General features: G+C 71.5%; 17 protein-coding genes. 13 read left to right on the top strand and 4 right to left on the bottom strand.

What is annotated here, in order from left to right; all coding sequences use genetic code 11:
* The first annotated feature begins 162 nt into the window (after positions 1-162).
* From AC5P09_RS02735 to AC5P09_RS02700, 8 genes are all read left to right on the top strand, one after another.
* Positions 163-2,385 carry a serine/threonine-protein kinase gene (locus tag AC5P09_RS02735; RefSeq protein WP_493872313.1) on the top strand — a complete coding sequence of 741 codons (2,223 nt, stop codon included), beginning with the start codon at positions 163-165 and terminating at the stop codon, positions 2,383-2,385.
* Positions 2,386-2,572: 187 nt separating this feature from the next.
* Positions 2,573-5,692: a serine/threonine kinase C-terminal domain-containing protein gene (locus AC5P09_RS02730; RefSeq protein ID WP_493872238.1), complete on the top strand. Its 3,120-nt coding sequence runs from the start codon at positions 2,573-2,575 to the stop codon at positions 5,690-5,692.
* 177 nt (positions 5,693-5,869) lie between these two features.
* Entirely contained in the window at positions 5,870-7,618 is a 1,749-nt protein-coding gene (locus tag AC5P09_RS02725) for a serine/threonine-protein kinase (RefSeq protein ID WP_493872237.1), read from the top strand.
* A 69-nt stretch (positions 7,619-7,687) separates the two neighbouring features.
* The gene (locus AC5P09_RS02720; RefSeq protein ID WP_493872236.1) at positions 7,688-8,845 is read left to right on the top strand and encodes a serine/threonine-protein kinase; all 1,158 of its coding nucleotides are present in this window, start codon (positions 7,688-7,690) and stop codon (positions 8,843-8,845) included.
* A 111-nt stretch (positions 8,846-8,956) separates the two neighbouring features.
* Complete coding sequence (locus AC5P09_RS02715; RefSeq protein WP_493872235.1) at positions 8,957-10,606, top strand: serine/threonine-protein kinase; 1,650 nt, start codon at positions 8,957-8,959, stop codon at positions 10,604-10,606.
* Between the two features lie 727 nt (positions 10,607-11,333).
* Positions 11,334-13,079 (top strand): serine/threonine-protein kinase, encoded by a 1,746-nt coding sequence (locus AC5P09_RS02710; RefSeq protein WP_493872234.1) that lies wholly within the window; start codon positions 11,334-11,336, stop codon positions 13,077-13,079.
* Between the two features lie 137 nt (positions 13,080-13,216).
* Positions 13,217-14,830: a succinic semialdehyde dehydrogenase gene (locus AC5P09_RS02705; RefSeq protein WP_493872233.1), complete on the top strand. Its 1,614-nt coding sequence runs from the start codon at positions 13,217-13,219 to the stop codon at positions 14,828-14,830.
* A gap of 29 nt (positions 14,831-14,859) precedes the next feature.
* The gene (locus AC5P09_RS02700; protein ID WP_493872232.1) at positions 14,860-16,635 is read left to right on the top strand and encodes a GMC oxidoreductase; all 1,776 of its coding nucleotides are present in this window, start codon (positions 14,860-14,862) and stop codon (positions 16,633-16,635) included.
* Between the two features lie 150 nt (positions 16,636-16,785).
* Here AC5P09_RS02700 and AC5P09_RS02695 read toward each other — a convergent pair whose 3' ends face one another.
* Complete coding sequence (locus AC5P09_RS02695) at positions 16,786-17,841, bottom strand: LAETG motif-containing sortase-dependent surface protein (protein ID WP_493872231.1); 1,056 nt, start codon at positions 17,839-17,841, stop codon at positions 16,786-16,788.
* 229 nt (positions 17,842-18,070) lie between these two features.
* On the opposite strand from AC5P09_RS02695, the gene AC5P09_RS02690 reads away from it, so the two are divergent.
* Positions 18,071-19,246: a hypothetical protein gene (locus AC5P09_RS02690; RefSeq protein WP_493872230.1), complete on the top strand. Its 1,176-nt coding sequence runs from the start codon at positions 18,071-18,073 to the stop codon at positions 19,244-19,246.
* Positions 19,247-19,851: 605 nt separating this feature from the next.
* Here AC5P09_RS02690 and AC5P09_RS02685 read toward each other — a convergent pair.
* Complete coding sequence (locus AC5P09_RS02685) at positions 19,852-20,133, bottom strand: chorismate mutase (protein ID WP_307676814.1); 282 nt, start codon at positions 20,131-20,133, stop codon at positions 19,852-19,854.
* A gap of 305 nt (positions 20,134-20,438) precedes the next feature.
* On the opposite strand from AC5P09_RS02685, the gene guaA reads away from it, so the two are divergent.
* Positions 20,439-22,019 carry a glutamine-hydrolyzing GMP synthase gene (guaA, locus tag AC5P09_RS02680; protein WP_493872229.1) on the top strand — a complete coding sequence of 527 codons (1,581 nt, stop codon included), beginning with the start codon at positions 20,439-20,441 and terminating at the stop codon, positions 22,017-22,019.
* Positions 22,020-22,037: 18 nt separating this feature from the next.
* On the opposite strand, the gene AC5P09_RS02675 is transcribed toward guaA, so the two are convergent.
* Positions 22,038-22,505, bottom strand: coding sequence for a pyridoxamine 5'-phosphate oxidase family protein (locus tag AC5P09_RS02675; protein ID WP_493872228.1), 468 nt, complete (start codon positions 22,503-22,505; stop codon positions 22,038-22,040).
* A 142-nt stretch (positions 22,506-22,647) separates the two neighbouring features.
* On the opposite strand from AC5P09_RS02675, the gene AC5P09_RS02670 reads away from it, so the two are divergent.
* On the top strand, positions 22,648-23,457 hold the full coding sequence (locus AC5P09_RS02670; RefSeq protein WP_383866138.1) for a class II aldolase/adducin family protein: 810 nt from the start codon (positions 22,648-22,650) through the stop codon (positions 23,455-23,457).
* Between the two features lie 25 nt (positions 23,458-23,482).
* Here AC5P09_RS02670 and AC5P09_RS02665 read toward each other — a convergent pair whose 3' ends face one another.
* Positions 23,483-24,376, bottom strand: coding sequence for a DUF4429 domain-containing protein (locus AC5P09_RS02665; RefSeq protein ID WP_493872227.1), 894 nt, complete (start codon positions 24,374-24,376; stop codon positions 23,483-23,485).
* Positions 24,377-24,530: 154 nt separating this feature from the next.
* Between AC5P09_RS02665 and AC5P09_RS02660 the strand changes: the two genes are divergently transcribed.
* Together AC5P09_RS02660 and AC5P09_RS02655 are read left to right on the top strand one after the other, a co-directional pair.
* Positions 24,531-25,820 (top strand): hypothetical protein, encoded by a 1,290-nt coding sequence (locus tag AC5P09_RS02660; RefSeq protein WP_493872226.1) that lies wholly within the window; start codon positions 24,531-24,533, stop codon positions 25,818-25,820.
* A gap of 225 nt (positions 25,821-26,045) precedes the next feature.
* The gene (locus AC5P09_RS02655; RefSeq protein WP_329337922.1) at positions 26,046-26,576 is read left to right on the top strand and encodes a DoxX family protein; all 531 of its coding nucleotides are present in this window, start codon (positions 26,046-26,048) and stop codon (positions 26,574-26,576) included.
* Positions 26,577-26,665: the final 89 nt, after the last annotated feature.

Genomic DNA, 26,665 nt, shown 5'->3' with positions numbered 1-26,665 from the left:
GTCCTCCCTTGTCGCGGCCCATCATGCAGGGCGGTGGAACAGGAGGTTCACCGGGGCACCGTGTGAAGGCCACAGGTGCGGTCAGGGGCACCCTGGGCGTTGGGCACTTGTCGGGTGAGGGACAATGGAGGCTCTGTCAGGGCGGGTTGCATGAGGGGACGCATGTCGGAGGCGGAGCGGGCGGGGACATCCCGTCAGGAGACTCGTCAGGACAACCACGAGCGTCTCCTCGCAGGGCGGTACCGGCTGGGAGGGGTGCTCGGCCGCGGTGGCATGGGCACGGTGTGGCGCGCCGAGGACGAGACCCTGGGGCGGACGGTCGCCGTCAAGGAGCTGCGGTTCCCGTCGAACATCGACGAGGACGAGAAGCGACGGCTGATCACGCGCACGCTGCGCGAGGCCAAGGCGATCGCGCGGATCCGCAACAAAAGCGCGGTGACGGTCTTCGACGTGGTCGACGAGGACGACCGGCCGTGGATCGTGATGGAGCTCGTCGAGGGCAAGTCGCTCGCCGAGGTCATCCGGGAGGACGGCCTGCTGGAGCCCAGGCGCGCCGCGGAGGTCGGTCTGGCGGTCCTCGACGTCCTGCGGTCCGCGCACCGCGAGGGCATCCTGCACCGTGACGTGAAGCCGTCGAACGTGCTGATCTCCGACGACGGCCGGGTCGTGCTCACCGACTTCGGCATCGCCCAGGTCGAGGGCGACCCGTCCATCACCTCGACCGGCATGCTCGTCGGCGCGCCCTCCTACATCTCCCCGGAGCGGGCCCGTGGGCACAAGCCGGGACCGGCGGCCGACCTGTGGTCGCTGGGCGGGCTGCTGTACGCGTCGGTCGAGGGGGCGCCGCCGTACGACAAGGGGTCGGCGATCGCGACCCTCACCGCGGTGATGACCGAGCCGCTGGAGGAGCCGAAGAACGCCGGGCCGTTGAAGGACGTCATCTACGGCCTGCTCAACAAGGATCCCGCCAAGCGGCTCGACGACGCGGGCGCGCGGGCGATGCTCAACGCCGTGATCCAGGCACCCGAGCCGAAGCCGGCCGAGCCGGAGCCGGCTCCGGACGCGACGAAGGTCGTGCCGCTGCCCCCGCAGCCCGACGAGCGGGCGGACCGGGGCAAGCGGGGCGAGGAGGCGGGCGAGCGGTTGCGCGGGGCCTTGCGCTCCGTGCGGAAGGCCGCCGGGGCGGCGGGTGCCGTGGCTTCCTCCGCGGCCGCGTCCCGGACCAAGTCCGAGGAGGGTACGGCCACTTCGGGCTCGGGTGGCAGCGGGACTGCTGGCCCCGGATCCGTTGGTGGTGCGTCGGGTACGTCGGGAGCCGGGGCGGGTGGCCGAACCGCCGGAACCGGGGCCGGTGGTGGTACGGCGAGCTCTGGGGCCGGTGGCGGTACGGGCGTTTCGGGTGCCGGTGCGGCCGGCTCCTCGGGGAACGCCGCGTCGAGTGGGGCGGCGGGCTCGGGCTCGGCGGCGGGCTCGGCTTCCGGTGGGGTGCCCGGTCCTCGGGACCGGAGTGCGCAGGGGGCCGGTGCGGCCGCGGCCGGCACGGGTGCCGACGCGTCGACGGGTGGGCGTAGTTCCGGGTGGCCCGTGATGACGCCGCCGGATCTGCCGCCGCGGCCCGTGCCGCGGGCGCCGCTCACCGATGTGGTGCCGCGGCGGACGCTGGTGATCATCGCGGTGGTCGTGGCGCTCGCCGTGATCGGCACCGTGCTGGCCCTCACCCTCGGTGACGACGAGGGCTCGGACGGGGCCAAGGGCACTGGCGGCAAGGTGTCGGCCAGTGCGAGCGCGAGTGCCGACACGAAGGAGGACGTGAGCGGCGGTACCCGTGCGGACGCCTCGGCGACCGAGTCCGCGGCGACGGGTCCGGGGGCCGGGAGCACGCAGAGTGCCGACGTGAGCGCGTCCGGGGGCAGTGGCTCGGGCGACGGCTCGTCCGGTTCCGGTGACGGCAACGCGGCGGAGACGACGTACAAGGGGAGTCAGGGGTACTCGATCGGGCTGCCCGCGGGGTGGAAGTTCCAGTTGACGGGGTCGGCGGGGGACCGTTTCACCGGGCCGGACGGACAGAAACTGCTCGTGGCCTGGACGTCCACGCCGCAGGGCGACCCGGTGGCGGACTGGAAGAGCCAGGAGCGCTACATGACGCGCTCCCAGTACAAGAGGATCCGAATAGCGGAGGTGGACTACCGCGGCTGGAACACGGCTGACTGGGAGTTCACCTACTCGGAGGGTGGCACGAAGTACCGGACGATCGACCGGGGGTTCGTCGTCAACGACCATCTCGGGTACGCGCTGATGTACACGGCGAAGGCTGCCGAGTGGAACACCGAACTGCGCAGGAGCACCTGGCAGACGCTGACGAACACGTTCCAGGCGAAGTCGTGAGGCGGCATGAGGGTGATCGACAACCTGTTCGGTTTCTTGTTTGAGGCGTGAGATCTCGAATCCCCTCTTTGCGAGTTGCCTCCGGCACGTATCGTGAGTGCTTGCGGACCGTACGCATCCAGGTTTGCGTACAGAACGGGCCGCGAGGCGAACGGAATTGACCAACCGGGCGGCCGGGGGAGGCAACGTGGACGACTATGCGGGTCGGGTGCTCGCCGACCGCTACCGCCTGCCGTTGCCACCCGCCGACGAGTACGAACTCACCGAGTCCCGCGCCTTCGACACCTACAGCGGGCAGGAAGTCCTGGTCCGGCAGGTGCCGTTGCCCGAGGTCGTCGAGGCGGAGGTGCTCGACGCGGAGGGTCTGCCGGACGGGTTCACGGCGCGGGATCCGCAGGCGGCCCGGGGGCGGGGGGCGCGGCGCGCTCCGACGGGTGCGGCGGCGCGGCGGCCGGCTGATCCGGCCGTACGGCGGGCCGTCGAGGCGGCTCAGGCGGCGGCCCGGATTCCCGATCACCCTCGGCTCGACCAGGTCTTCGACGTGTTCGCCGACGGCGGTTCGCTGTGGATAGTGAGCGAGTTCGTGCCCGCGCGGCCGCTCGCGGCGCTGCTCGCGGAGAAGCCGCTCACGCCGTACCGGGCGGCCGAGGTCGCCTCCGACGTCCTCATGGCACTGCGGGTGCTGCACGCGCACGGCTGGGTGCACCGGAACATCACCGCCCGCACCGTACTCGTCTGCGACGACGGCCGCGTGATGCTGACCGGCCTCGCGGTCGGAGCGGCGGAGGAAGCACTGTGCGGGTACGACCCGGTGCCGGCCGAGGCGGCGGAGTGGGGCGCCGAGGGCGGGGAGCTCGGTGACGCGGCGAAGGCCGGAGGGTCCCGTGGGCGTGGGGTGGCTGGGGGGCCCCGGGACGCGGGTGGAGTGGGGCGCGCGGGTCACGCCGGGGCCCCTGGGGCTGTTGGGGCTGCTGGGGCTCATGGGGCTGCCGGGGGGATCGGCGGGGTCGGCGGGTCCGGTGGTGGTCGTAGTGCCGGTGGCGGCCGTGGAGTCGGCGGAGCCGGTGTGGTTGCCCGGACCGATGGTGGCCGTGGAGTCGGCGGAGGCGGGCCCGTCGGGTCCGGTGGTGTCCGTGGGTCCGGTGGCACCCCTGGTGCCGGTGGTAGTGGGGGCTTCGGTGGCGTAGATCCCGAGGCTGCTCGGCGGGCCGCCATCGAGGCGCGGGAGGCCGAAGGGCTGCCGACGCCCGGAGCTGAGTCGGGGAGCGCGAACAGGTCGGGGACCTCGGCTGCGGTCGCCCGCAGAGATGCCGACGGCGGTACGGACATCAGGGCGGCGCGGGCGGGGGCGATCGCCGCCTATCGCGCCGGGGCGCGGGCCGCTGCCCGGGTGCAGGAGGCTCAGCAGAGCGGGCGGACGGCACTGCCCGGCGCCCGCCCCGTGCCCGAGGGCGACTCGGCCGCCGCACACGCCAACGGGGCGGCGGAGTCGCCGTACCTCGCGGCGAACGGTGGACAGCAGGCGCCGAACCCCGGCGCGGACGGTGCGCAGCAGCCTGCGTACGGTGCCGACAACGGGGGGGAGCAGCAGGCTCGCTACGACGCCGCGAACGGTGCGCAGCAGCCTCCGTACGGCGCCGCGAACGGTGCGCAGTACCCGCCCCACCCTGCCGCCAACGGGTCGGCGCAGGCGTCGTATCCGGGTGCGAGCGGGGTGCGGGAGTCGGGCGGGGGTGTGTCACCGGGGCAGATCGCGGACCCCTATGGGGTGCGGGCCTCGTCCTGGCATGGGGCCGCGCCTCGTGGCGGGGTCGGTGGGGTCAGCGCGCCGGCCGGTGCGACGCACGGTGGCGGTGCGTCGTCCGCCGGGGGTGTTTCGTCCGCGGGGCTCGGTGCGACCGCGGCCGGTGTACCGGCCCGGTCGGCTTACGGCGTTCCGGCCCCCGTCTCTCACGGCTCTCCTGCTCCCACGCTGTCCGGTGATTCCGCCCCCTCGCCCAGCCGTTGGGACGAGTTGGCCGCGGGGGCGCCCGTGCGGCGGGGGCCGGCCACCGCGTTGGCCGCCGAGCGGGCTCGGCACGCGCGGATGGCCGTGGTGGGGCCGGTGACGGAGCGATGGGCGCCGGAGCAGGCCGGACCCGTGCACGAGAACTGGCAGTTGGCGGCGCCGATCGGGCCGCAGACCGACCTGTGGGCGCTCGGGGCGTTGCTGTTCAGGGCCGTACAGGGGCATGCGCCGTATCCGGAGGAGTCGACGGCGGAGCTGGTGCAGTTGGTGTGCGCGGAGCCGCCCGCGTTCGCCGAGGAGTGCGGGCCGCTGAGGCCCGTCGTGGAGTCGCTGCTGCGGCAGGATCCGACCGAGCGGCTGGACTTCGAGGAACTGCGAGGCTGGCTGCGCTCGCTGGTGCGTTCGGCGCCCGAGCCGGAGGCCGGCGTGCACGTCGTCGCCGCACCACCCGCCGGCACCAGCCGGCTGCCCGTCATACGCCGTCGGGGCGAACTGGTGCGCAGGCGGCGGGCCGGGCTGCCCGCGACGAGCGCGCACGGACGGCACAAGCGGGCGCGCGAGGAGGCCCGTTCGCCGAGGAGCCTCGGGCGCACCCTGCTGCTGCTCATCATGCTGGTGCTGGCCGGGGCGATCGCGTACGCCATGTTCTTCATGCCGAAGGCGGACCCGGGCGACCAGGGCGCCGGGGACCGGGCCGGGGCCGCCGGTGGGGCGAGCAGTGCGCCCGAGCAGTCCCCGGAGGCGAGCAGCGAGCCGCGACCCGACCAGACGTCACCCGGGTCGTCCGAGGGCAGTCCCCCGACGTCCGCCGGTTCCACGCAGACCCAGACCGACGGGTCCGAGGTCGCCGACGGCTTCACCCTGCGCAAGGACACGGCGGGCTTCCAGGTCGCCGTCGCCAACGGCTGGGAGCGCACGGCGGAGAACGGGCGCGGGCAGATCGTGTACACGCACGGGAACTTCGAGCTGATCGTCGTACCGGGGCGGGACAGCGCGGCCGAGGACGGCAGCGATCCCATGGTGTACCAGCGGGAGAAGGAGCCCGAGCTGCAGCCCTACCGCGACTCCAGCTGGGCCACCGCGACCGGGCTGAAGACGATCCAGGTCGGCGGACGGACCATGGCCGAGGGGCAGTTCACCTGGACCGGCGACGACGGACGCGAGCTGTTCGTACGCAATCTCGCGATGCTCGTCGACGGGAAGTACCACGTGGTGCAGGTGCGCGGACCGGAGGCCGAGCGGGACGAGGTGACGCGGCTGTACGAGCAGGCGGCGGAGACCTATCAGGTCACCGGCTGAACTCCGGGCCACGAGGGGACGGCTGACGGACGCCTCCGGCTACCCGTTGGTTTACTTTCGCCTCTCGAAGCGACAACCGTCACAGTGCGGTCACCTTGACGCTTCCCTGGTTCCTTTCGGTGCTGACGGGTCCTTAGTCTGACCCTGTCAAGAGCATTGCGGGGCAACGTGAATCAGATGCAGGGGCAGCTCCTCGCGGGGCGTTACCGGCTCGCCGACTCGATAGGCAAGGGCGGCATGGGCCGGGTCTGGCGTGCCCATGACGAGGTGCTGCACCGGGCCGTCGCGATCAAGGAGCTGACCGCCGCGCTCTACGTCTCCGAGAGCGACCGGACCGTCCTCCTCGCCCGCACCCGTGCGGAGGCGCGCGCGGCCGCCCGGATCAACCACTCCGCCGTCGTCACCGTGCACGACGTGCTCGACCACGACGGCCGGCCGTGGATCGTGATGGAGCTGGTCGAGGGCCACTCGCTGGCCGACGCGGTCAAGGAGCAGGGACGGGTCGAGCCGCGGGAGGCCGCCCGTATCGGACTGTGGGTGCTGCGGGCGCTGCGCGCGGCGCACGCGGCCGGCGTCCTGCACCGCGACGTGAAGCCCGGCAACGTCCTGCTCGGCCGGGACGGCCGCGTCCTGCTCACCGACTTCGGCATCGCGCAGGTGGAGGGCGACACCGCGATCACCCGTACGGGAGAGATCGTCGGCTCGGTCGACTACCTCGCCCCCGAGCGGATCCGCGGCCACGACCCGGGAGCGTCCTCCGACCTGTGGGCGCTCGGCGCCACGCTGTACACGGCCGTCGAGGGCAGATCGCCGTTCCGCCGCACCACGCCCCTGACCACCATGCAGGCGGTCGTCGACGAGGAGCCGACCGAGCCTCGGCACGCCGGTCCGCTCGGGCCGGTCATCGCCGCCCTGCTGCACAAGGAACCCGCCCTGCGGCCCGACATGGCCGAGGCCGAGCAGATGCTCGCCGAGGCGGCGGAGGGGCGGCGGCCGAGCGCGGCACAGGCGTACGTGCCGACGCAGCACGTGGGGGTCGGGTCCCGATCCCCGTACGGGACGGGGCCCCACACCGGAGCGGGCGTCGGGGGGTACGGCGCGACGCACGGTGGGGTGTACGGCGGGACGCAAGGTGGCGCGCACGGTGGTGGGCAAGGTGGGGGGAGCACGCCGGTCACCGGGACGCCGTATCCCCCTGCGACCGGGGCGACCAGTGTGACGCCCGTCGGCGGACCGGCGCAGCCTGCCGCCGCCGCGCCGCCGGCCCCGTCCAAGCGCCGTCGGCTGCGCACCCTCGCCCTTGTCGTCGCCCTCGCCGCGATCATCGGCGGGAGCGCGGCGGTGTGGGTGCAGCGGTGGGACGAGGGGCGGCAGCAGGCGGCCGACGTCGGGGCGACCGCCGTGCCGAGCCCCGTCGACACCGGCACGGGTACGACAGCCCCGGAGGGCTCCGGTCCGGAGACCTGGGTCTCCGTCGACGACCCCGCGGGGTTCAGCCTCTCCCTGCCCAAGGGCTGGAAACGGTCGGTCTTCAGCAACAAGGGCGGCATCGAGCAGATCGACTACTCACCCGACGGCGGCAAGCACTTCGTCCGCATCGCCGTCGACGAGTCGCCGGACTTCAGCGACCCGTACGCGCACCAGATCGACCTGGAGGAGCAGATCCTGGATCTGGTCGACTACAAGCGGGTGACGCTGGAGAGGAACCTCTACCGCGACCGCGACGGCTCCCTGTGGGAGTACACGTGGACCGCGCAGGCCAAGGACGCGCCGTTCCCCGGGCCGCGCCGCGCGATCGAGGAGACGTACGTGGCCCGGGACGGTGTCGAGTACGCCATCTACATGTCGTCGCCGGCCAAGAGCTGGGCGAAGACGCGCAAGCAGTTCACGACGGTGCTGCAGGGGTGGCGGCCGGGGACCGGCTGACGGGCGCCCCTGAGGAATGGCCGGTCGCCGACCCGGAAGGGGTCCGTCCGGTGCGGCATCATGAGGCGCATGGGGACCGAGGGGGACAACGTCCGTGTGATCGCGGGCCGTTACCGGCTCGAGGAGCGGCTCGGGCGCGGTGGCATGGGGGTCGTCTGGCGGGCGACCGACCGGTTGCTCGGCCGGCAGGTGGCGGTCAAGGAACTCCCCCTGGACGACACGCTCTCCCAGGACCAGGCCCGTCGGCAGCGCGAAGGCACCCTGCGCGAGGCGCGTGCGGTCGCGCGGTTGGGCCACCCGCACATCATCGTCGTCCACGACGTGGTCGAGGACGACCAGCGCCCGTACATCGTCATGGAGTTGATCGACGGCGTCTCGCTCGCCGACCGGATCGCGGAGCACGGTCCGCTCGATGTCGCCGAGGCCGCCCGGATCGGCATCGCGCTGCTGGGCGCGCTGCGGGCCGCCCACGCGGCGGGGGTCCTGCACCGTGACCTCAAGCCGGCCAACGTCCTGCTGGAGGACGGCGTAGCCCGGGACGGCGTAGCCCAGGACGGCAGCGGCCGCGCCGGTCCCGGCCGGGTCGTCCTCACCGACTTCGGCGTCGCCCAGGTCGCCGGCGCCAGCACGCTCACCGAGACCGGGACCTTCGTCGGCTCGCCCGAGTACACCGCGCCCGAGCGGATCTCCGGGGCGGGGACCGGGCCCGCGTCCGACCTGTGGTCGCTGGGCGCGCTGCTGTGCACGGCCCTGAGCGGTGAATCGCCGTTCCGGCGCGACTCGTTGGGCGGCATCCTGCACGCCGTGGTCTCCGCGGACATACGGCCGCCCGCGCAGGCCGCGCCGATCCTGCCCGTCGTACGAGGGCTGCTGGAGCGGGATCCCCGGCGGCGGCTCGGTGCGGGGGAGGCGGAGCGGATGCTGCGGGACTTCCTGGACACGGGCCGTACGCCGGAAGGGGGCGGCGCGGGGGAGCGCCCCGCGTACTCCATACGCCGCGTCCTGGTCACGGCGATGCTGGTCACCGCGATGGCGGGGGCGGGCGTGTCGGCGGCAGCGCTGCTGATGGAGGGGGGCGGTGACGGGGGTGTGGTGCCTACGAGTTCGGCGCCGGAGGGGCCGGGGACCTCTGTCGGTACGCGTAGTAGGTCCCCCTCGCCCAGCCCTTCCGTCTCCACCTCCGCCGACGCCTCCGCAACCGTCTCCACTCCCACGAACCATGGATAAAGGCACGAACCATGGATAAAGGGGAGATAAGTAACAGCCTGCGTCACGGGTCTGTGACCGGAAAGCATCAGAGGTGGAAGCGGAAGCGCTTGGCGCGATATGGATGGACCCATGAGCAGCAACGGGGGAGCCCCTTACGGGTCCGAAGAGCCAACGAGTTTTGGTCTGCAACCGCCGAACCCGCACGCGGCGCTGCCGCACCCCGGCAACCCGTACGCGGCACCCACGCAAGTCGTGCCGCCGCAGGCCCTGCCCGCCCAGGATCCCGGCACCGGTCGCGTGATCGCCGGTCGTTACCGGTTGCTCGCCAAGCTGGGGCACGGGGGCATGGGGACGGTGTGGCGGGCCAAGGACGAGACGGTGGACCGCGAGGTCGCCGTCAAGGAGCCCCGGATACCGGACCATCTTCCCGAACGCGAACGCGCCAACGCCTTCGAGCGGATGCGCAGGGAGGCGCGTGCGGCGGCCCGGCTCGATCACCCCTCTGTCGTGAATGTGCACGATGTCGCGGTGGTGGACGGCCAGCCGTGGATCGTCATGGAGCTGGTGCAGGGCCGTTCGCTGGGCGACGCGTTGCAGGAGGGCACCCTCGGGGCCCGGGACGCGGCGAGAATCGGCCTCGAGGTGCTGGGCGCGCTGGAGGCCGCGCACGCCGCCGGCATCCTGCACCGTGACGTCAAGCCGGACAACGTCCTGCTCGGCCGGCACGACCGGGTCGTCCTCACCGACTTCGGCATCGCCCAGATCGAGGGCGAGACCAACCTGACCGACACCGGCGGCTTCGTCGGTTCGCCCGAATACATCGCCCCGGAGCGGGTGTTGGGCCAGCGCCCCGGTCCGTCCAGTGACCTGTGGTCCCTCGGCGTGGTCCTGTACGCGGCGACCGAGGGCGTCTCCCCGTTCCGCCGCAGCAACACCCCGGCGACCCTGCAGTCGGTCCTCAACGCGACACCCGCGCCGCCCGCCGCGGCGCAGGGCCCGCTCGCCGAGGCCATCAACGGCCTGCTCCAGAAGGACCCGGCCCGTCGCCCGACCGCCGCGCAGGTCCGCGACCTGCTGGAACGCACCGCGAACCCGCCCGCTCCCGCTCCCACCCAGGTCGTCCAGGTCACCGGTGGCGTGGCCACGGCGGCGGGCGGCATCCGGCTCGGCCGCAAGACCCTGCTCGGCCTCGGTGCCGCGGTCGTCGCGGCGGCGGTGGCGGCGTACCTGGTGATCGCGGATCCCTTCGCCGGGCCGCTGCCGGACGGCTGGAAGACGGAGCAGGTCAAGGACGTGGCCGCGACGCTGTCCGTGCCCAAGGGCTACAAGAAGTCCGTGCCCGACCGGGAGACCGGCAAGGGCCACTGGGTGACGTACACCGATGCGAGCGGCGCCATCTGGATCAGCCTGCGTCTCGAGAAGAAGGCCGAGGACACGAACAGCGAGATCGCCGGGTCCGCGGCCGCCGAGATGTACGACGACGACGGCGAGTTCAAGCAGAGCGGCAGCTACGAGCTGGACATGCCCGCCGAGAAGCTGAAGACCAAGCCTGACGAGACGACGTACCAGGGCAAGAAGGCCGCGGAGAACACCGTCGTCTACACCACCGACGACACCCAGAACCCCCGCCCGCGCGAGCTGCGGATCTTCTACTACAAGACCATCGCCGGCGACATGTACAAGCTCTCCGTCGGCTACCCGGGCAGGGGTGACTTCACGGAGCGCGGGCGCGAGGTGGCCGAGACGGCGATCGCCAACCTGGACGTCGGCAAGCTGTGAGCCGGTTTGCGCCAAGAGCTCGCCCCGGTTGCCGGTGATCGGCGCCGGGGAGGGTTCACCCCGCGTACATGCTCCGTCGACAATCCCTTCACCGGCTGCCGATGAGGGCCGATTTGATCCGTTCCTCAATTACTCACCGCGTGTGGCTGATTCCGTCCCCCAGCACTCTGCGGCGTCCTCGTCGATCAAGCCACTCTTGACGTGTACAGCTAAGGGCGGCTTAAAGTCCTCGCACTTTCTGTGACGGGTGTGACTCCTGGGTGGGGACTGTGGAGTCGGGGGGCGGGGGAAATGAGTGCGTCCAAGGGGCGTTCCGGCAGATCGAGCCGGACGCGTAGACCGTTGCTGGCGGCTGTCGCCGGAGCCGTCCTGGCAGGTGTCGTACAGCCTGCCGCGTTCGCACCGTCCGCAGCCAGAATTGAGGCGACGCTGAATCAACTCAGGGTTTGGCAGCTTGTCGAATCGGATGATGTGGATGAGGATCGACGGGCGCTGGAATTTATTGCCGCATGCATTGCGAAGACTTGGACGGCCGCCTTGTGTGCCGAATTTCCTGACCGGTCTTTCGACGTCCGGGTCATCGACTCCGAGGATGGGCCCGTCGTTACGTTCTCCTCTGGTCCGGAGTAGAAGGTGACCGCTTGCGAAACGGCGTGTCCTGACGACGCGTCCCGCGCACCACTGAGCCGCGTCGACAAGCGGCCACCCCGCACGGTACTCATGGGGCATGAGCAACGACGGTGACTCCGGAGGCGGCAAGGGCCGGATAGTCGGGGGGCGTTACCGGCTGGTCGAGCGGATCGGGTCCGGTGGGATGGGCACCGTGTGGCGGGCCGTCGACGAGCTGGTCGGGCGGGAGGTCGCCGTCAAGCAGCCGCGGCTGCCCGGGGATCCCGAGGACGAGAGTCACCAGCGGGCCGCCCACCGGCTCTACCGCGAGGCTCGCGCCGCCGCCCGCGTCGACCATCCCTCCGCCGTCACCATCCATGACGTCGTCGCGGAGGAAGCGGAGGAAGAGGACGGACTCCCATGGATCGTCATGGAGTTGGTCCGCGGCGAGTCCCTCCACGAAGTGCTCCAGCGCGGGCCGCTCGAACCCGCCGAGTCCGCCCGTATCGGCCTCGCCGTCCTCGGCGCCCTGCGTGCCGCGCACTCCGTCGGCATCGTGCACCGGGACGTCAAGCCCGCGAACGTCCTGCTCGGCCCGCACCATCGGGTCGTCCTCACGGACTTCGGCATCGCCCACATCCAGGGCGAGGAATCCCTCACCGTCAGCGGCGAGTTCGTCGGCTCGCTGGAGTTCATCGCACCCGAGCGGATGTCCGGCCGGGGCGGCCCCGCCGGCCCCGCCTCCGACCTGTGGTCGCTCGGTGTGCTGCTGTACGCCGCCGTGGAGGGCTGGTCCCCCTTCCGCCGTACGACCCTGGAGTCCACCCTCGCCGCGATCCTCGCCGCCGACACGCCGGAGCCCAAGCAGGCCGGTCCGCTCGGTCCGCTCGTCGTGCGGCTGCTGGACAAGGAGCCCGAGCGGCGCCCGGGCGCGGCGGAGGTCGCCGTGGCGCTGGAGGCGGTGGCGGAGGGGTGGCCGGTGCCGGGTCCCTCCGGGGTGGGGGAGCAGGACGCGTCGGGGCTCAGGGAACTGGCGGAGGACACCGGGACGATGGGGCTGGGGATGGCCGTACGGCCGCCTGACGCGACGCCCGAACCACCCGCACCTGAAGCATCCGCATCCGCATCGGCATCCGCACTCACAACTCTCGCACCCGCACCGGAAACCACCGCTGCCCCGAAGCCGGCCTTGAGGTCCAAGCGCCGCTGCCTCCGCCGCCCGGCCCCCGCCGCCCTGCTCGCCGCCCTCCTCGTCGGCGGCATATGGCTGGGCACGTCCACCTACTTCACGGAGACCGAGAGCGGCTCAGCCGCGGAACTGGCCCCCCGCCACAGCCCAAGCACTCCAACCTCCACCCCCACCCCCACCCCCACTCCCACTCCCACCGCCTCCTGGACAACCCACCGCGAGCCGGCCATGAACGCCACACTCGCCCTCCCCGCCGCCTACAAGGAGACCGCCCGCGAAGGCAGCGCAGACGACCCGCCCCGCTTCGTCGTCTACGACCTCGACGGCACCATCCAGCTCCGCCTCACCCAGTGGGACAAGGCCCCCCGATCCCCGATGGCCCAGGCGCAGGCGGCACAGGACACCTGGGGCAGCCGCAACGGGGACGCGAGCACACAGAAGACCCGCACCAGCTTCCACGGCTACGAGGCGGCGCTCGCGGACACCACGTACGACCGGGACGGGCGCCCCACCCGGGTCATGCAGCTGATGATCCGCACCAACGACAGCCGGATGTACGAGCTGCGCGTGGACATGCCCAAGGGAACGCCGGACGAGAAGAAGGGCACGGCCGTGTTCAAGTCGGCCCGTGGCCGCCTCGAGATCGGAAACGACGGAAGCGACGGAAGCAGCTGAGCTTCCGGCGGCAGCCACCGGCCAACGCCCTGATCAGCGCATTTCCTGCCAGCGACCACTGGCGCCGTGTGTGCACTCGGTGAATGCCGATTACCGGCGGGTACACAAAGCCTCCCCGGCGTCATACCCTGCGGCTCATGACCGACGCGCAGGCCCCGGCCAAGACCGGTACGAACCCCATCGCCCCCGCCCCCGAGGGCGCCCGCACCGCAGCGGACGTGGTCACCCCGGAGCTGGTCGCCCAGCTCACCAAGGGCGTGGCCGGCTCCGGCCGGACCGCGAGCCACACCCCGTTCACCGGCGAGAAGCTGGCGGACCTGCCCGAGTCCACGCCCGAGGACGTGCAGAAGGCCTTCGAGGCCGCGCGCAAGGCGCAGGCGGTGTGGGCGCAGACGCCGATACGGCAGCGTGCCGCCGTTCTGCTCCGCTTCCACGACCTGGTCCTCGAACGCCAGGCCGAGATCCTCGATCTGATCCAGCTGGAGACCGGCAAGGCCCGGCTGCACGCCCACGAGGAGGTGCAGGCCGTAGCCGTGGCGGCCCGGCACTACGGCCGCAGGGCCACCGCGTATCTGAAGCCGAAGCGGCACACCGGCGCCGTCCCGACGCTCACCAAGGTCACCGAACTGCGCCACCCGCGCGGCGTCGTCGGCCAGATCGTCCCCTGGAACTATCCCCTGGAGCTGTCGGTCGGCGACGCGATCCCCGCCTTCGTCGCGGGTAACGCGGTCGTCATGAAGCCGGACACGGAGACCTGCCTCACCGCGCTCTGGGCCCGTGATCTGCTCATCGAGGCCGGTCTGCCCGCCGACGTCTTCCAGGTCGTCGTCGGTGACGGCCCGGTCGTCGGCCCGGAGGTGGTCAGGCACGCCGACTACGTCTCCTTCACCGGCTCCACCCGCACCGGCCGCGAGGTCGCCCAGGCCGCCGCCGCCCGCCTGGTCGGCGTCTCCCTCGAACTCGGCGGCAAGAACGCCATGCTGGTCCTGGAGGACGCCGACATCGAGAAGGCGGCCGCGGGCGCGGTCCGCGCCTGCTTCTCCTCCGCGGGCCAGATCTGCATCTCCATCGAGCGGTTGTACGTCCACGAGTCGATCGCCGACGCGTTCGTGGAGCGCTTCGCCGCCCGCACGAAGGCGATGCGGCTCGGTACGTCCCTCGCCTACGGCGCCGACATGGGCTCCCTGGTCGGGGAACGCCAGCTGGAGACCGTCACGCGGCACGTCGAGGAGGCCGTCGCCAAGGGCGCGAAGGTCGTCGCCGGCGGGGTGGCCCGCCCGGACATCGGCCCGTACTTCTTCGAGCCGACCATCCTCGACGGCGTCGAGGCCCCGATGGCCGTCTGCGCGGAGGAGACCTTCGGCCCGGTCGTCTCCATCTACCGCTTCAAGACGGAGGACGAGGCGGTCGAGCGCGCCAACTCAACGGCGTACGGCCTGAATTCCTCCGTCTGGACGAAGGACGGCCGCCGCGGCCGCGACATCGCCGCCCGCCTGCGCACCGGCACGGTCAACGTCAACGAGGGCTACGCCGCCGCCTACGGCAGCCTCCAGTCCCCGATGGGCGGCATGAAGGACTCCGGCCTCGGCCGCCGGCACGGCTCCGAGGGCATCCTCAAGTACACCGAGGCCCAGACGGTGGCCCATCAGCGGCTGCTGCCCCTGGCCCCCTCGCTGGGGATGGACGACGAGAAGTACGCGCAGTTCATGAGCCGCAGTCTCCGCCTGATGAAGGCATTCCGGTTCCGCTAGACACCACCCGTTCTCAACGAGGAGAGCACGTGCCCCAGGACACCTACGACTACGACGTCATCGTCGTCGGATCAGGCTTCGGCGGCTCGGTAACCGCCCTCCGCCTGACGGAAAAGGGCTACACCGTAGGCGTCCTGGAGGCCGGCCGCCGCTTCACCCGCGAAACCCTCCCCAGGAACTCCTGGGACCTGAAGAACTACCTCTGGGCCCCCAGGCTCAACATGTACGGCATCCAGCGCATCCACCTGCTCGGCAACGTCATGGTCCTGGCCGGCGCAGGCGTCGGCGGCGGCTCCCTCAACTACGCCAACACCCTCTACGTACCGCCGAAGCCGTTCTTCGAGGACGCGCAGTGGCGGGACATCACCGACTGGCAGGAGGAGCTGGCGCCGTACTACGACCAGGCGCGGCGCATGCTCGGTGTACGCCTCAACCCGACGATGACCCCGTCCGACGTCCACCTCAAGGCGGCCGCCGAGCGGATGGGCGTGGGCGACAGCTTCCACATGGCGCCGGTCGGCGTGTTCTTCGGGGACGGCGAGGACGCGGACGGCGCCACGAAGGCCGAACCCGGTGAGGAGGTGGCCGACCCCTACTTCGGCGGCGCGGGCCCGGCCCGCAAGGCCTGCAACGAGTGCGGCGAGTGCATGACCGGCTGCCGGCACGGCGCGAAGAACACCCTCAACGAGAACTACCTGTACCTCGCCGAGAAGGCGGGCGCGGTCGTGCACCCGCTGACGACGGTCGTCTCGATCACGGACGACTCGCGGGGCGGCTACGCGATGGCAACGCTTCCGACCGACCGGAAGAAGGGCGAGGGCCGGACCTTCAGGGCCCGCCGGGTGGTCCTCGCGGCCGGCACTTACGGCACGCAGACCCTGCTGCACCGGATGAAGGCGGGCGGCCAACTGCCGTACCTGTCCGAGAAGCTGGGCGAGCTGACCCGTACCAACTCCGAGGCGCTGGTCGGCGCGCAGACCAGCGACCGCCGCTACCGCAAGGTGACGGGCGAGCGGAAGGTCGACTTCACGCGCGGGGTGGCCATCACCTCGTCCATCCACCCGGACGAGAACACCCACATCGAGCCGGTCCGCTACGGCAAGGGCTCCAACTCGATGGGCGGCCTGTCGATCCTCCAGGTCCCGTACGCCGAGGGCTCCTCCCGTGTGCTGGCCTGGCTGCGGAACGCGGCCCGCCACCCGGGACTGGTCCTGCGTTCCCTCTCCAACCGCCGCTGGTCGGAGCGGACCATCATCGGCCTGGTGATGCAGTCGCTGGACAACTCCCTGACGACGTACCTGAAACCGGACGGCGTGGGGAAGGGCCTGCTCACGGCCCGCCAGGGTCACGGCTCCCCGAACCCCAAGCAGATCAGGGCGGCCGCGGAGGGCGCGTCGGCGATCGCCGCCGAGATCAACGGCTTCGCCGGCTCCAACGTGGGCGAACTGATGGGCACCCCGCTCACCGCGCACTTCCTCGGCGGCTGCCCGATCGGGGCCTCCCGCGACACCGGCGTCATCGACCCGTACCACCGCCTCTACGGCCACCCCGGCATCTCGGTCGTCGACGGCTCCGCGGTCTCCGCCAACCTGGGAGTGAACCCCTCCCTCACCATCACCGCCCAGGCCGAGCGCGCGATGTCGTACTGGCCCAACAAGGGCGAGGCGGACCCGCGTCCGGCACAGGGCGAGACGTACGAACGCCTCAAGCCGGTCGAGCCCAAGTCCCCGGCGGTCCCGGCGGACGCCTTCGGCGCGCTGAAGCTGCCGTTCCTGGGGATACCGGCGGTGCCGCCGAAGAAGTAACCCGAGCGGACCGCCGTACACAGAAAGGCCGTACACAGGGAGGCCGTACACAGAGAGAAGGACCTGCACCCCCCTCCGAGCGCAGGTCCTTCTCTGTTTCTTGCGATGAGCCTTGCTGGGCCCTGTTGGGCCTATGGGGCTATGGGGCGCTTACGCCTCGACGCCGGCCTTCCGGCGGCGCACCACGAACACCGCGCCCGCACCGGCGACGACCGCGACGCCGCCCAGGAGGCCGATCATCGGCAGCGTGGAGCTGGAACCGGTCTCGGCGAGGGTGCCGGTGGCGGAGACCTCGTTGACGTCCGTGAGGTCCGTCTTGCCACCCTGCGGCTTGGCGTCGTTCGGGTCACCGGCGTCGGAGCCGGCGGCGAGGATGTCGAAGACGTAGACCCAGCCGTTCGGGTCGTCGGCGACCCAGCAGCCCTCGTCGTCCGCGTACTCGGCGAGACCGCCGGTCAGGCCGAGCGAGTCCGGCACCTTGCCGCTGACACTGAGCCGCAGCTTGTACGAGATCGACTGGCCCGCGCCGAGCGAGAACGAGGGGAACGTGCCGCCCTCGCCCGCGGCGTCCGCGATCGTGTCCCAGGAACCGGTGGACTTGTTGAAGACCTGGACCTTGATCTCGCCGGAGTAGTCCGCCGCGTCGTCCCAGCCGAACGCGGCGACGCCGATGAGCGGCTTGATGTCCTTGATCTCGTCGTCACCGTGGTTGGACACGTTGAACGCGAAGCCGGTCCACCCGCTGCCGGCGACGATCGTCTCGGGCAGCCCGGAAAGGCCGCTGCGGACGTCCTCGCTGAGCTCGGCGGTGCTGTTGCCGTCCTCGTCGACACAGAGCTCCGGGTCCTCGGGCGCGCTGGCGCTGGCGCTCGGCGAGGGGGAGGCGGCCGGGGAGCTCTCGCTGCCGGCCGGGGTGCTCGTGTCCGCGGCGGGGGAGCTGGTGTCCGCGGCCGGGCTGCTGGTGTCCGCGGCGGGGGAGCTGGTGTCCGCGGCCGGGCTGCTGGTGTCCGCGGCGGGGGAGCTCGTGTCCGTCGTGGGGCTGCTGGTGTCCGCGGCGGGAGAGCTGGCGTCCGTGGCCGGGCTGCTCGTCGTCGTGCTCGGAGTCTCGTCGCCGTCCGTCGCGAACGCGGTGGGGGCGGAGAGCAGGGCGAGCGGGGCTATGACGGCCGTCGCGGCCGCTGCGGCCATGGCGCGGCGAAGCTTCATGAAGACCTCGAAAATCCGGTGTGCCGCGGGCGGCAACACGCTTGGGAGGCCTCCGCGTGTGGGGCGCGGGTGTGGCCCTTGGTTCGCATGGTTTGATCCGCGAAGCCTGTGAATGGTTGCCCTCGCCCTCACAGGATTTTTATGTGACCTGGATCACCGGTCGGGCGGATTCGGAACTGACGTACGCTCAGCTGCTCGGGAATCCACTCGCAGAAAGGCGTCCGGCACCGTGGCCGACAGATCGTCCGAAGAGCCGAGATCCGGTTCGGGTGAGGGGGGCGACTCCAGTAACACCAGCAACTCCTCCTCCGTACCCGACGAGGTGTGGGAGAAGTTCGTCCAGGACAGCGAACGCGACATACATGCCGAGGCCCCGAAGGAGCCGTCCGCCCGCGCCCGCATGGTGACCGAGCGGCTGCGGCAGCAGGAGGCGCGGGGTGAGCTGCCCGAGGGCTGGCGCACGGGTCCGGCCTGGCAGGAGACGAACGGTCGTACCACCCGGCGCCGCCGGCTGTGGGCGGTCATCGGCATACCCGTCGCCGTCGCGGTTGCCGTCGTGGCGATGAAGCCGTCACTGCTCCCGGGCGACCCCTTCGGCACGGGGACACCGGACACCGCCGCCGCTTCCCCTCTGGGCGAGGAGACCGCGGCCCCGACCGCACCCCCGGCCGCCGCGGACGCCGAACCCCCCACTCTGGACGAGCCGTTCGCCGGTTCCCCGGCGCTGGAGTGGGCCGACGGTGCCGCCGGCATCGTCCTGCCGGAGGCGAAGGCGGTCGGCGGGATATCGAAGGACCGGGTCGGGACGGCGCTCCGGCTGACCAAGAAACTGCTGGTCGGAGCGAACCTGGACCCGAAGACGCTACGTGGCGAACGCCCCGACGCCGCCCTCGCGGTCCTCGACCCCAAGCAGCCGGAGTTCGTCGACGACCTGAACCGGTCCCTGCGCGCGCCCGACCAGGAGCACGACCCGCTGGACCTGCTCACCCGCTTCGACCCCGCCGAGGTGCGACTCGTCGGCGACGTGATCAAGACGCGCGGCCGGATGACGTTCGAGAAGGGCGACCAGGACGGGGTGGCCGTGCGCGCCGACTACACCTTCGTCTACCCGGTCGTCCGCACCGACGGTTCCACCGAGGTCACCCGCACCATCGTGCGCCGCGTCCTCGAAGTCGAGCTCCTCGACCCCACCCGCTATGTGTCCACCCCCGACCGCCTGAACGTCCTGCGCTACGACCGGGACGTCGGCAACACGGCCTGCGAGATCCACGACGGCTATCTGCACCCGCAGTTCTCCTCGGACACCGCCTCGGACGAACCGTCGAGCGGGCCGCTGGTGGACCCGTACGACCGCAGCCGCGAGATAGGGGCCGACGGGGAGTGCGGGACGGTGTCCCGCACCTGACGCCGGGCGCCGACGGCGGTCCGCTCGACGGCGGCCCGCTCGACGCCGGGCATGCGAAGGGCCCCGCAGGCCGAAGCCGCGGGGCCCTTCTCTCGTCAGCACCGACGTCAGGGCAGCGTCGGTGCCTGGGGAGCGGCGCCGGGGGGTTGCGCCGCTTGCCTGTGTGCTCCGGGTCGGCGCCCCGGCGCATGCGGGGCGCACGGTTGGTCTCGGCCTTTGGCAGTACGGCAGTGCACGTGAATGCAGTTGTCTAAGGGGGGACTTGGGGGCTTTTCAGGCATCGTGCTGGATGGATGCCGCCGCCGCAACCGTTTGAGCTCAGACCTGGACATTTTGACTCGGACATTTTGATGTGGATGTCCCGCCGGTCGGCTCCGGGCGTCCCCGGAGCCGACCGTTCTCTGGGTGACCGGACCAGCTGTCCCCTGCCGTCCGGTCACTTGTCCGGAGCGAGGTCCCACGACGCACAGCACGATCCGTACGTCTCATCGCTCCAGCGAGCCACGCGTGGTTCTTTCGGGCCCGCCCCTGGCTGGCACGGACACCACCACCAACGAAGGGCTTCGCGTCCCGGTCACGCGCCGTACGGGTGAGAGGTGGCGAACTCAGATACGACCCCGGCACAGTTCGAGGAGCGTCATCGCGAGGGACGTACCGGGCTTGCCCAGCGCGTCCCTGTAGTGGCTGAGGACGTCCATCTCACGGGAGAGGTTCACGCGCCGGCCGCCGGAGGAGATCCGCGCCTCCTGGATGACGGCGGACACGGCCATCCGTTCCTGGATCAGACCGATGATCCGGTCGTCCAGCGCGTCGATGCGCTCACGGGCGCCGGAGATCACATCGGCGGCCTCGGGGGTACGGGCGCCGGTCACGTCGGTGGCGGTCATGTCGGGGCTCCTCATTCGGTGTGATGGCGTGGGGACGGGTCGAGGTGCCCCGGAGCGACAGGACCCGGGAAACGACAGGCGCCCCGGGCCTTGTCGGCCCGGGGCGCCTGGGAAGTCGCTTGTCAGTAGCTCAAGCAGCACGACCATGGCAGCCGGCGGGCCGGGTGCCATAGGTAAAGAGGAAGGTCGGGTGCGTGAGCATGGGCCCCAGTATGCCACGGCTTCTTTTCCTCTGACCGAGGTCCCACGTCCACCCCGTTAGACTCGGTAACCACAGACCCCGCCCGACCGCCGGAAGGCACCCCGTGTCATCAGCGACCCCCGCTGCCACCGCCCCCGACACCGTCCTGGTCGTCGACTTCGGCGCGCAGTACGCCCAGCTCATCGCCCGTCGCGTCCGCGAGGCCCGGGTCTACAGCGAGATCGTGCCGAGCACCATGCCGGTGGCGGAGATGCTCGCCAAGAACCCGGCGGCGATCATCCTCTCCGGCGGCCCCTCCTCGGTGTACGCCGACGAGGCCCCCCGCCTCGACCGCGAGATCTTCGAGGCCGGCGTCCCCGTCTTCGGCATGTGCTACGGCTTCCAGCTGATGGCGCAGACCCTCGGCGGCACCGTCGACAACACCGGCGCCCGTGAGTACGGCCGTACGGAGCTGCACGTCTCCAGGTCGTCCTCCACCCTCTTCGAGGGCACCCCGGACGAGCAGTCGGTGTGGATGTCGCACGGCGACGCCTGCTCCGCCGCCCCCGAGGGCTTCTCCGTCACGGCCTCCACGGACGTCGTCCCGGTCGCGGCCTTCGAGAACGACGAGAAGAAGCTGTACGGCGTCCAGTACCACCCCGAGGTCATGCACTCCACGCACGGCCAGCTGGTGCTGGAGCACTTCCTGTACCGGGGCGCCGGCCTGACCCCGAACTGGACCACGGGCAACGTGATCGAGGAGCAGGTCGCAGCCATCCGTGAGCAGGTCGGCGACCGGCGTGCCATCTGCGGTCTGTCCGGCGGCGTGGACTCCGCCGTCGCCGCCGCCCTCGTCCAGAAGGCCATCGGCTCCCAGCTGACCTGCGTGTACGTCGACCACGGCCTGATGCGCAAGGGCGAGACCGAGCAGGTCGAGAAGGACTTCGTGGCCGCGACCGGCGTCCAGCTGAAGGTCGTGGACGCCGAGGAGCGGTTCCTGTCCGCTTTGAAGGGGATCTCCGACCCCGAGGAGAAGCGGAAGATCATCGGCCGGGAGTTCATCCGGGTCTTCGAGCAGGCGCAGGCGGAGATCATCGCCGACGAGGGTCCGGCGGTCGAGTTCCTCGTCCAGGGCACGCTGTACCCCGACGTGGTCGAGTCCGGTGGCGGTACGGGCACCGCCAACATCAAGTCCCACCACAACGTGGGCGGGCTGCCGGAGGACCTCGAGTTCCAGCTGATCGAGCCGCTGCGCAAGCTGTTCAAGGACGAGGTCCGGATGGTCGGCCAGGAGCTCGGCCTGCCGGAGGAGATCGTCCAGCGCCAGCCGTTCCCCGGCCCCGGCCTGGGTATCCGTATCGTCGGCGAGGTCACCAAGGAGCGGCTCGACCTGCTCCGTGACGCCGACGCCATCGCCCGCGAGGAGCTCACCGCGGCCGGCCTCGACCGCGACATCTGGCAGTGCCCGGTGGTCCTGCTCGCGGACGTCCGCAGCGTCGGCGTCCAGGGCGACGGCCGCACCTACGGCCACCCGATCGTCCTGCGGCCCGTCTCCTCCGAGGACGCCATGACGGCCGACTGGTCGCGACTGCCGTACGACGTCCTCGCCAAGATCTCGACGCGGATCACGAACGAGGTCGCGGACGTCAACCGCGTCGTCCTGGACGTGACGAGCAAGCCGCCGGGCACCATCGAGTGGGAGTGAGTCTCCCGTTCTTGAAGGTCAGGTCCGCTTGAGCGTGCGCACCGGCGCTCCCGGCTTCCAGACCTGGACGACCAGGTACGTGTCGTCCTCGATGTAGGTCCGTACGACCTCCGTCAGCTCGGTGCGGAAGAGGTGGAACGGCTCCGGCGGTTCCACCTCTTCGACGTATCCGGCCCTGGTCCGAGGATCGTCCACCTCGATCGCCCGTCCGCTGATCCGGACGTCGCCGCCGCCCATGCCGGTGCCGTCCCCGGGGTTCGCCTGGAGTGCGAACCGCGGGTCGCGGCGCAGGTCGAGCGCCTTGAGCGAGTCCGGCATCATGCCCAGCCACAGCTCACCGTTCAGGAAACGCACCTCCAGGCCGGTGGTGCGCGGCGACCCGTCCTTGCGGAGGGTCGCGAGGATGTGGTGGGTGTAGGCGCCGAAGCGTTCTTCGACGGTTTTCGCCAGGTCGGGTTCCGCGGAGGAGAAAGCTGCCCAGTCCATATCAGCCAGTCTTCCGCCGATACCCGACATCTTCTGTCGGGTATCGGCCGGGTGCGCCATCTTTACCCACCAGCGCTGTTCTCCTGCGCTGACCGACGGTAACTTCCGCCCCGTACACCCACCCAGTGCTGGAGGACGACACATGCACGGGACGCCCGAAGCCGGGCCCACTCCACCCCAGCCGCTCCCCACCGACCGGCTCCGGTTCGCCATGCCGCCGATGCACGAATCGGTCGACGACGAACGCCGGCACCGCAAGGAACGGCTCGCGGGCGCGCTGCGGATCTTCGGGCGGCTGGGCTTCGAGGACGGGGTCTCGGGGCACATCACCGCCCGTGATCCGGAGTACAGCGACTGTTTCTGGGTCAACCCGTTCGGGATGCCGTTCAAGCACGTCACCGTGAGCGACCTGGTCCTCGCCAACTCCGACGGCCAGGTGATCGAGGGCCGCTACCACGTCAACCAGGCGGCCTTCACCGTGCACGTCCAGGTGCACGCCGCCCGCCCCGACGTCGTCGCGGTCGCCCACTGTCACTCGGTGCACGGCCGGGCGCTGTCGGCCCTGGGCGACTTCCTGGACCCGATCACGCAGGAGAGCTGCGCGTTCTACGAGGACCACGCTCTCTACGACGCCTACACCGGCGTCGCCGTCGACGCCGACGAGGGCCGGCGCATCGCCACCGCCCTCGGTACTCGCAAGGCACTCGTGCTGCGCAACCACGGGCTGCTGACGGTCGGCGACTCGGTGGACGCGGCGGCCTGGTGGTTCCTGTCCCTGGAACGGTCCTGCCAGGTCCAGCTCACCGCGAAGGCGGCCGGACGGCCCGTCCTGATCGACCACAAGGCGGCGGTGGCCACCCGCGAGCAACTGGGCGGCGATCTGGTGGCGTGGATCAACTACCAGCCGATGTGGCAGGACATCAGCCGCAGCGAGCCCGATCTGCTGAGCTGACGCCTCAGAACCCTCCCGGATCCTCTCAGAATCCTCGTAGGACGGCGGCCTTCGTCATCGCGAACTCCTCGTCCGTGAGCACCCCGTCCCGGTGCAGCTCGCCCAGCTCCCGCAGTCGCCTCAGGAGGACGTCGTGATGGTCGGCCTGGGGCGGTACGGCCGCCGTCAGCGGGCGCCGGGCGGTCTGCTCGCCGTTCTCGACGGCGACACGGGTGGAGGGGTGCGGCAGGCGGGCCGTGACCGCGGTGGCGACGAGGGCCGTGAGCAGGTCGCGGCGGGCGCTGCCCCACAGGTCCAGGGCGTACGGGTCCTTCTCGGGCGGCAGCTTGGAGAAGGTCGTCTCGCGGGTCACGAAGCGCAGGAAGCCGTCCTCGTAACCGGAGTTGGGCAGCCACTCGACCTGGACGAGATCGCCGAGGTCGATGATGCGGGGGCCGGTCGCCCGCTTGACCCGGTCCGAGGTGTCCGCCCAGTCGATCCGCACCCGGGTGCCGTCGAAGGAGACCGTGCCGTCCGAGGAGCGGACCGAGACCGGGACCGGCGGGCCGGGCAGGAGGTAGGCCTTGGTCGGCTCCGTGGGGATCTGGTCCAGGAGCAGGGAGCGGCGGATCTCCTCGGCCACGTACTCGGCGACTCCCGCCCGGTCCACCTCCACCAGCAGCCGGTACGGATCGGCCGGGTCGGGCAGGCGGCCGCCCGTCGCGTGCAGGAGCGGGTCGGCGCCCTCGCGCAGCCGCATGCGCAGCCGGCCGCGCTTGCGTTCGGGCTCGAAGGCGACGCCCGAGATGGCCTCCAGGGGCACGGCGATCTCGCCGTACGTCTGCCGGAACAGCGGCACGGAGCGGTGGAGTCCCGGCGTGATCCTGACCGTGCTCCCGTCGAAGGCCCAGGTCCCGTCGCGCTGGATGATCTCGGCCATGGGGAAATTCTCGCAGCCGGGTCAACACGGCGAACCGGCCTTCCACCGCCCTGACCGGACCTGCCCCGCACGGGGCGTGTTGCGTAGGGCACAATTCGCTGTCATCGCACGTGAGTTGTGAGGCACAAAAAAGCGGGGAAGGCGGGCGTCGGGCGTGGCGGTGCAGGAGGCGAGACAGGGCGCGGACTCGGGCGCGCACGGGAGCACCCACGGAGGTGGCTGCACCTGCGGGGACTGTCCCCACGGGGCGCGGGCGGGACACCGTAGGGCGGTCGCCGAATTCCTGCTGAAGCGGGACGAGTTCGCGGCCGGGCAGGGGCTGCCGGCGGCGGTGGCCCACTCGGCCTCCGCCTCCCGCCAGTGGGTCTCGGAGGAACTCACCCAGTCCGCGGACCTCGTCGCCGAACGCGGCCGGGCCGAGGGCGAGGCCTGGCTGGCGCGACTGTGGCGGCGGACGGCGGTGGTGGTGTGGGCGCTGGTCGTCCTGCTCCTCCTCGTGCAGTCGCTCACGGCCATCGGCGCGGGCTGGACCTCCGCCCGAACCGCAGGACTGCTCGCCGCCCTGGTGGTGGCCGGCGTGCTGACGGCGGCCTCGTGGTTCCACCGGGCGCGTGGCGGCGCGCTGGCGCCGCTGATCGGCGAGGACAACCGCCTCTCCACGTCCCGGGCGGTCGCGGTCGGCTGGGTGCTGTTCGTCGCCTACGCCGTGCTCGTGCTCGTGGGCCGCCTCGCGGCCGCGTCCGAGCAGGCGGAGCGCGACGCGCTCCTCTCCGGGTTCGAACTCGCCCGGGCGGCGGGCGTGGTGACCGTCCTCGCCGTGGTGTGCGGGATCGCCGTCCTGGTACGGCGCGTGGTCGGGCTGCGGGTGCTGGGCCAGCGGCTGCAGAAGGTGCGGGCCGACCGGCCGAGGGCGGCTGACCTGCTCACGGACGACGCGGGCCGGGGCACCTTCGCCGACATCCAGTACGTCGTCATCAGCACCGTCGCCCTCCTGTTCGCCGCCGTACGGCTGGCCCGGCGCCCCGACCAGCTGCCGGACCTGCCCTGGGGCCTCGCGGTGGTGGTCCTGGTGTCCGCCGCGACCTACCTCGCCGGGAAGTACGCCGAGGGCGGGCGGCCGGTGATCCTCTCCGTCGTGCGCGCCCGGGAGGCCGGCGACCTGGACGGGCCGATCCGCACCGGCGACGACATCGAGATCCGCGGTGCCGGTTTCGTGCCGCCGGGGGCGCAGGGCGCGGACCGGCTGTCCCGGATGGTCGTACGCATCGGCCCGGTCAACGTGCACGTCCCCCTGGTCCCGGTGACCGGAGGCTTCAGCAACCCCACGGACGCCGTACTGACCGTGCCGGTCCCGGCCGATGTGGAGCCGGGCCGGGTGGAGGTGCAGGTGGTGACGGCGGCGGGCGTCGAGACGAACCGGTACGCGATCGACGTCACGGACTGATCCGTGCGGGTGTGCCATCCGTGGCCCTTTCGGTGTCGGTGTCGGTGTCAGTGTCGGTGTCTGTGTTGCTGTCGGTGTCGTGGGCATGGCCGCAGCCGGTCAAGTCGGAGAAACTGGTCGCGACAGGGATACAACCGGTCGCGTCGGGATTGAGCGGGGCCTCCCTGTCGTACGTATCGTCACCTGAGGGGTCACGGCACGGCGGGCGAGAGGCGGCTAGCAGCTATGACTCACGGCATTCGTACGGACATGCACTCCCCTTATGCGAACGGCGGCCCGGACTGGCGCGACACTGCCACCCGCTACGCACTCATTCCGCTCCGCGTCTTCCTCGGCGTCACCTTCATCTACGCCGGCCTGGACAAACTCACCGACAGCGCCTTCATGAGGGATTCCGGCTCCGGCTCGGTCGGCGACCTGATGCGCACCGTGCGCGACTCCTCCGCCATCCCGGAACTGGTCGACCTGTCCCTCAAGAACCCCGTGGGCTTCGGCTACGCCATCGCCTTCGGTGAACTCGCCGTCGGTATCGGCATCCTCATCGGCCTCCTCGCCCGGCTGGCCGCGGTCGGCGGCGCACTGATCTCGCTCAGCCTGTGGCTCACGGTGAGCTGGGCCACCGACCCGTACTACTACGGCAACGACCTCGCCTACCTCATGGCCTGGATCCCCCTCGTCCTCGCCGGCGCCCCTGTCTACTCCCTGGACGCAGCCCTACGGGCACGGCGACGACGGCGGTTCGGGGACTACCGGTAGCTCCCGTACGGAGCGTGGGGTGGTCGTGAGGTACCGGTAGCCCCGACAGGCGCAGGGCGCTGTTTCTGACGGGCGGGGCGGGGCGCGGA

The sequence above is a fragment of the Streptomyces sp. a15 genome (assembly GCF_059026085.1).
The sequence above is the reverse complement of the archived record's forward strand: the minus strand, read 5'-3'. Positions and strand labels throughout refer to the sequence as shown.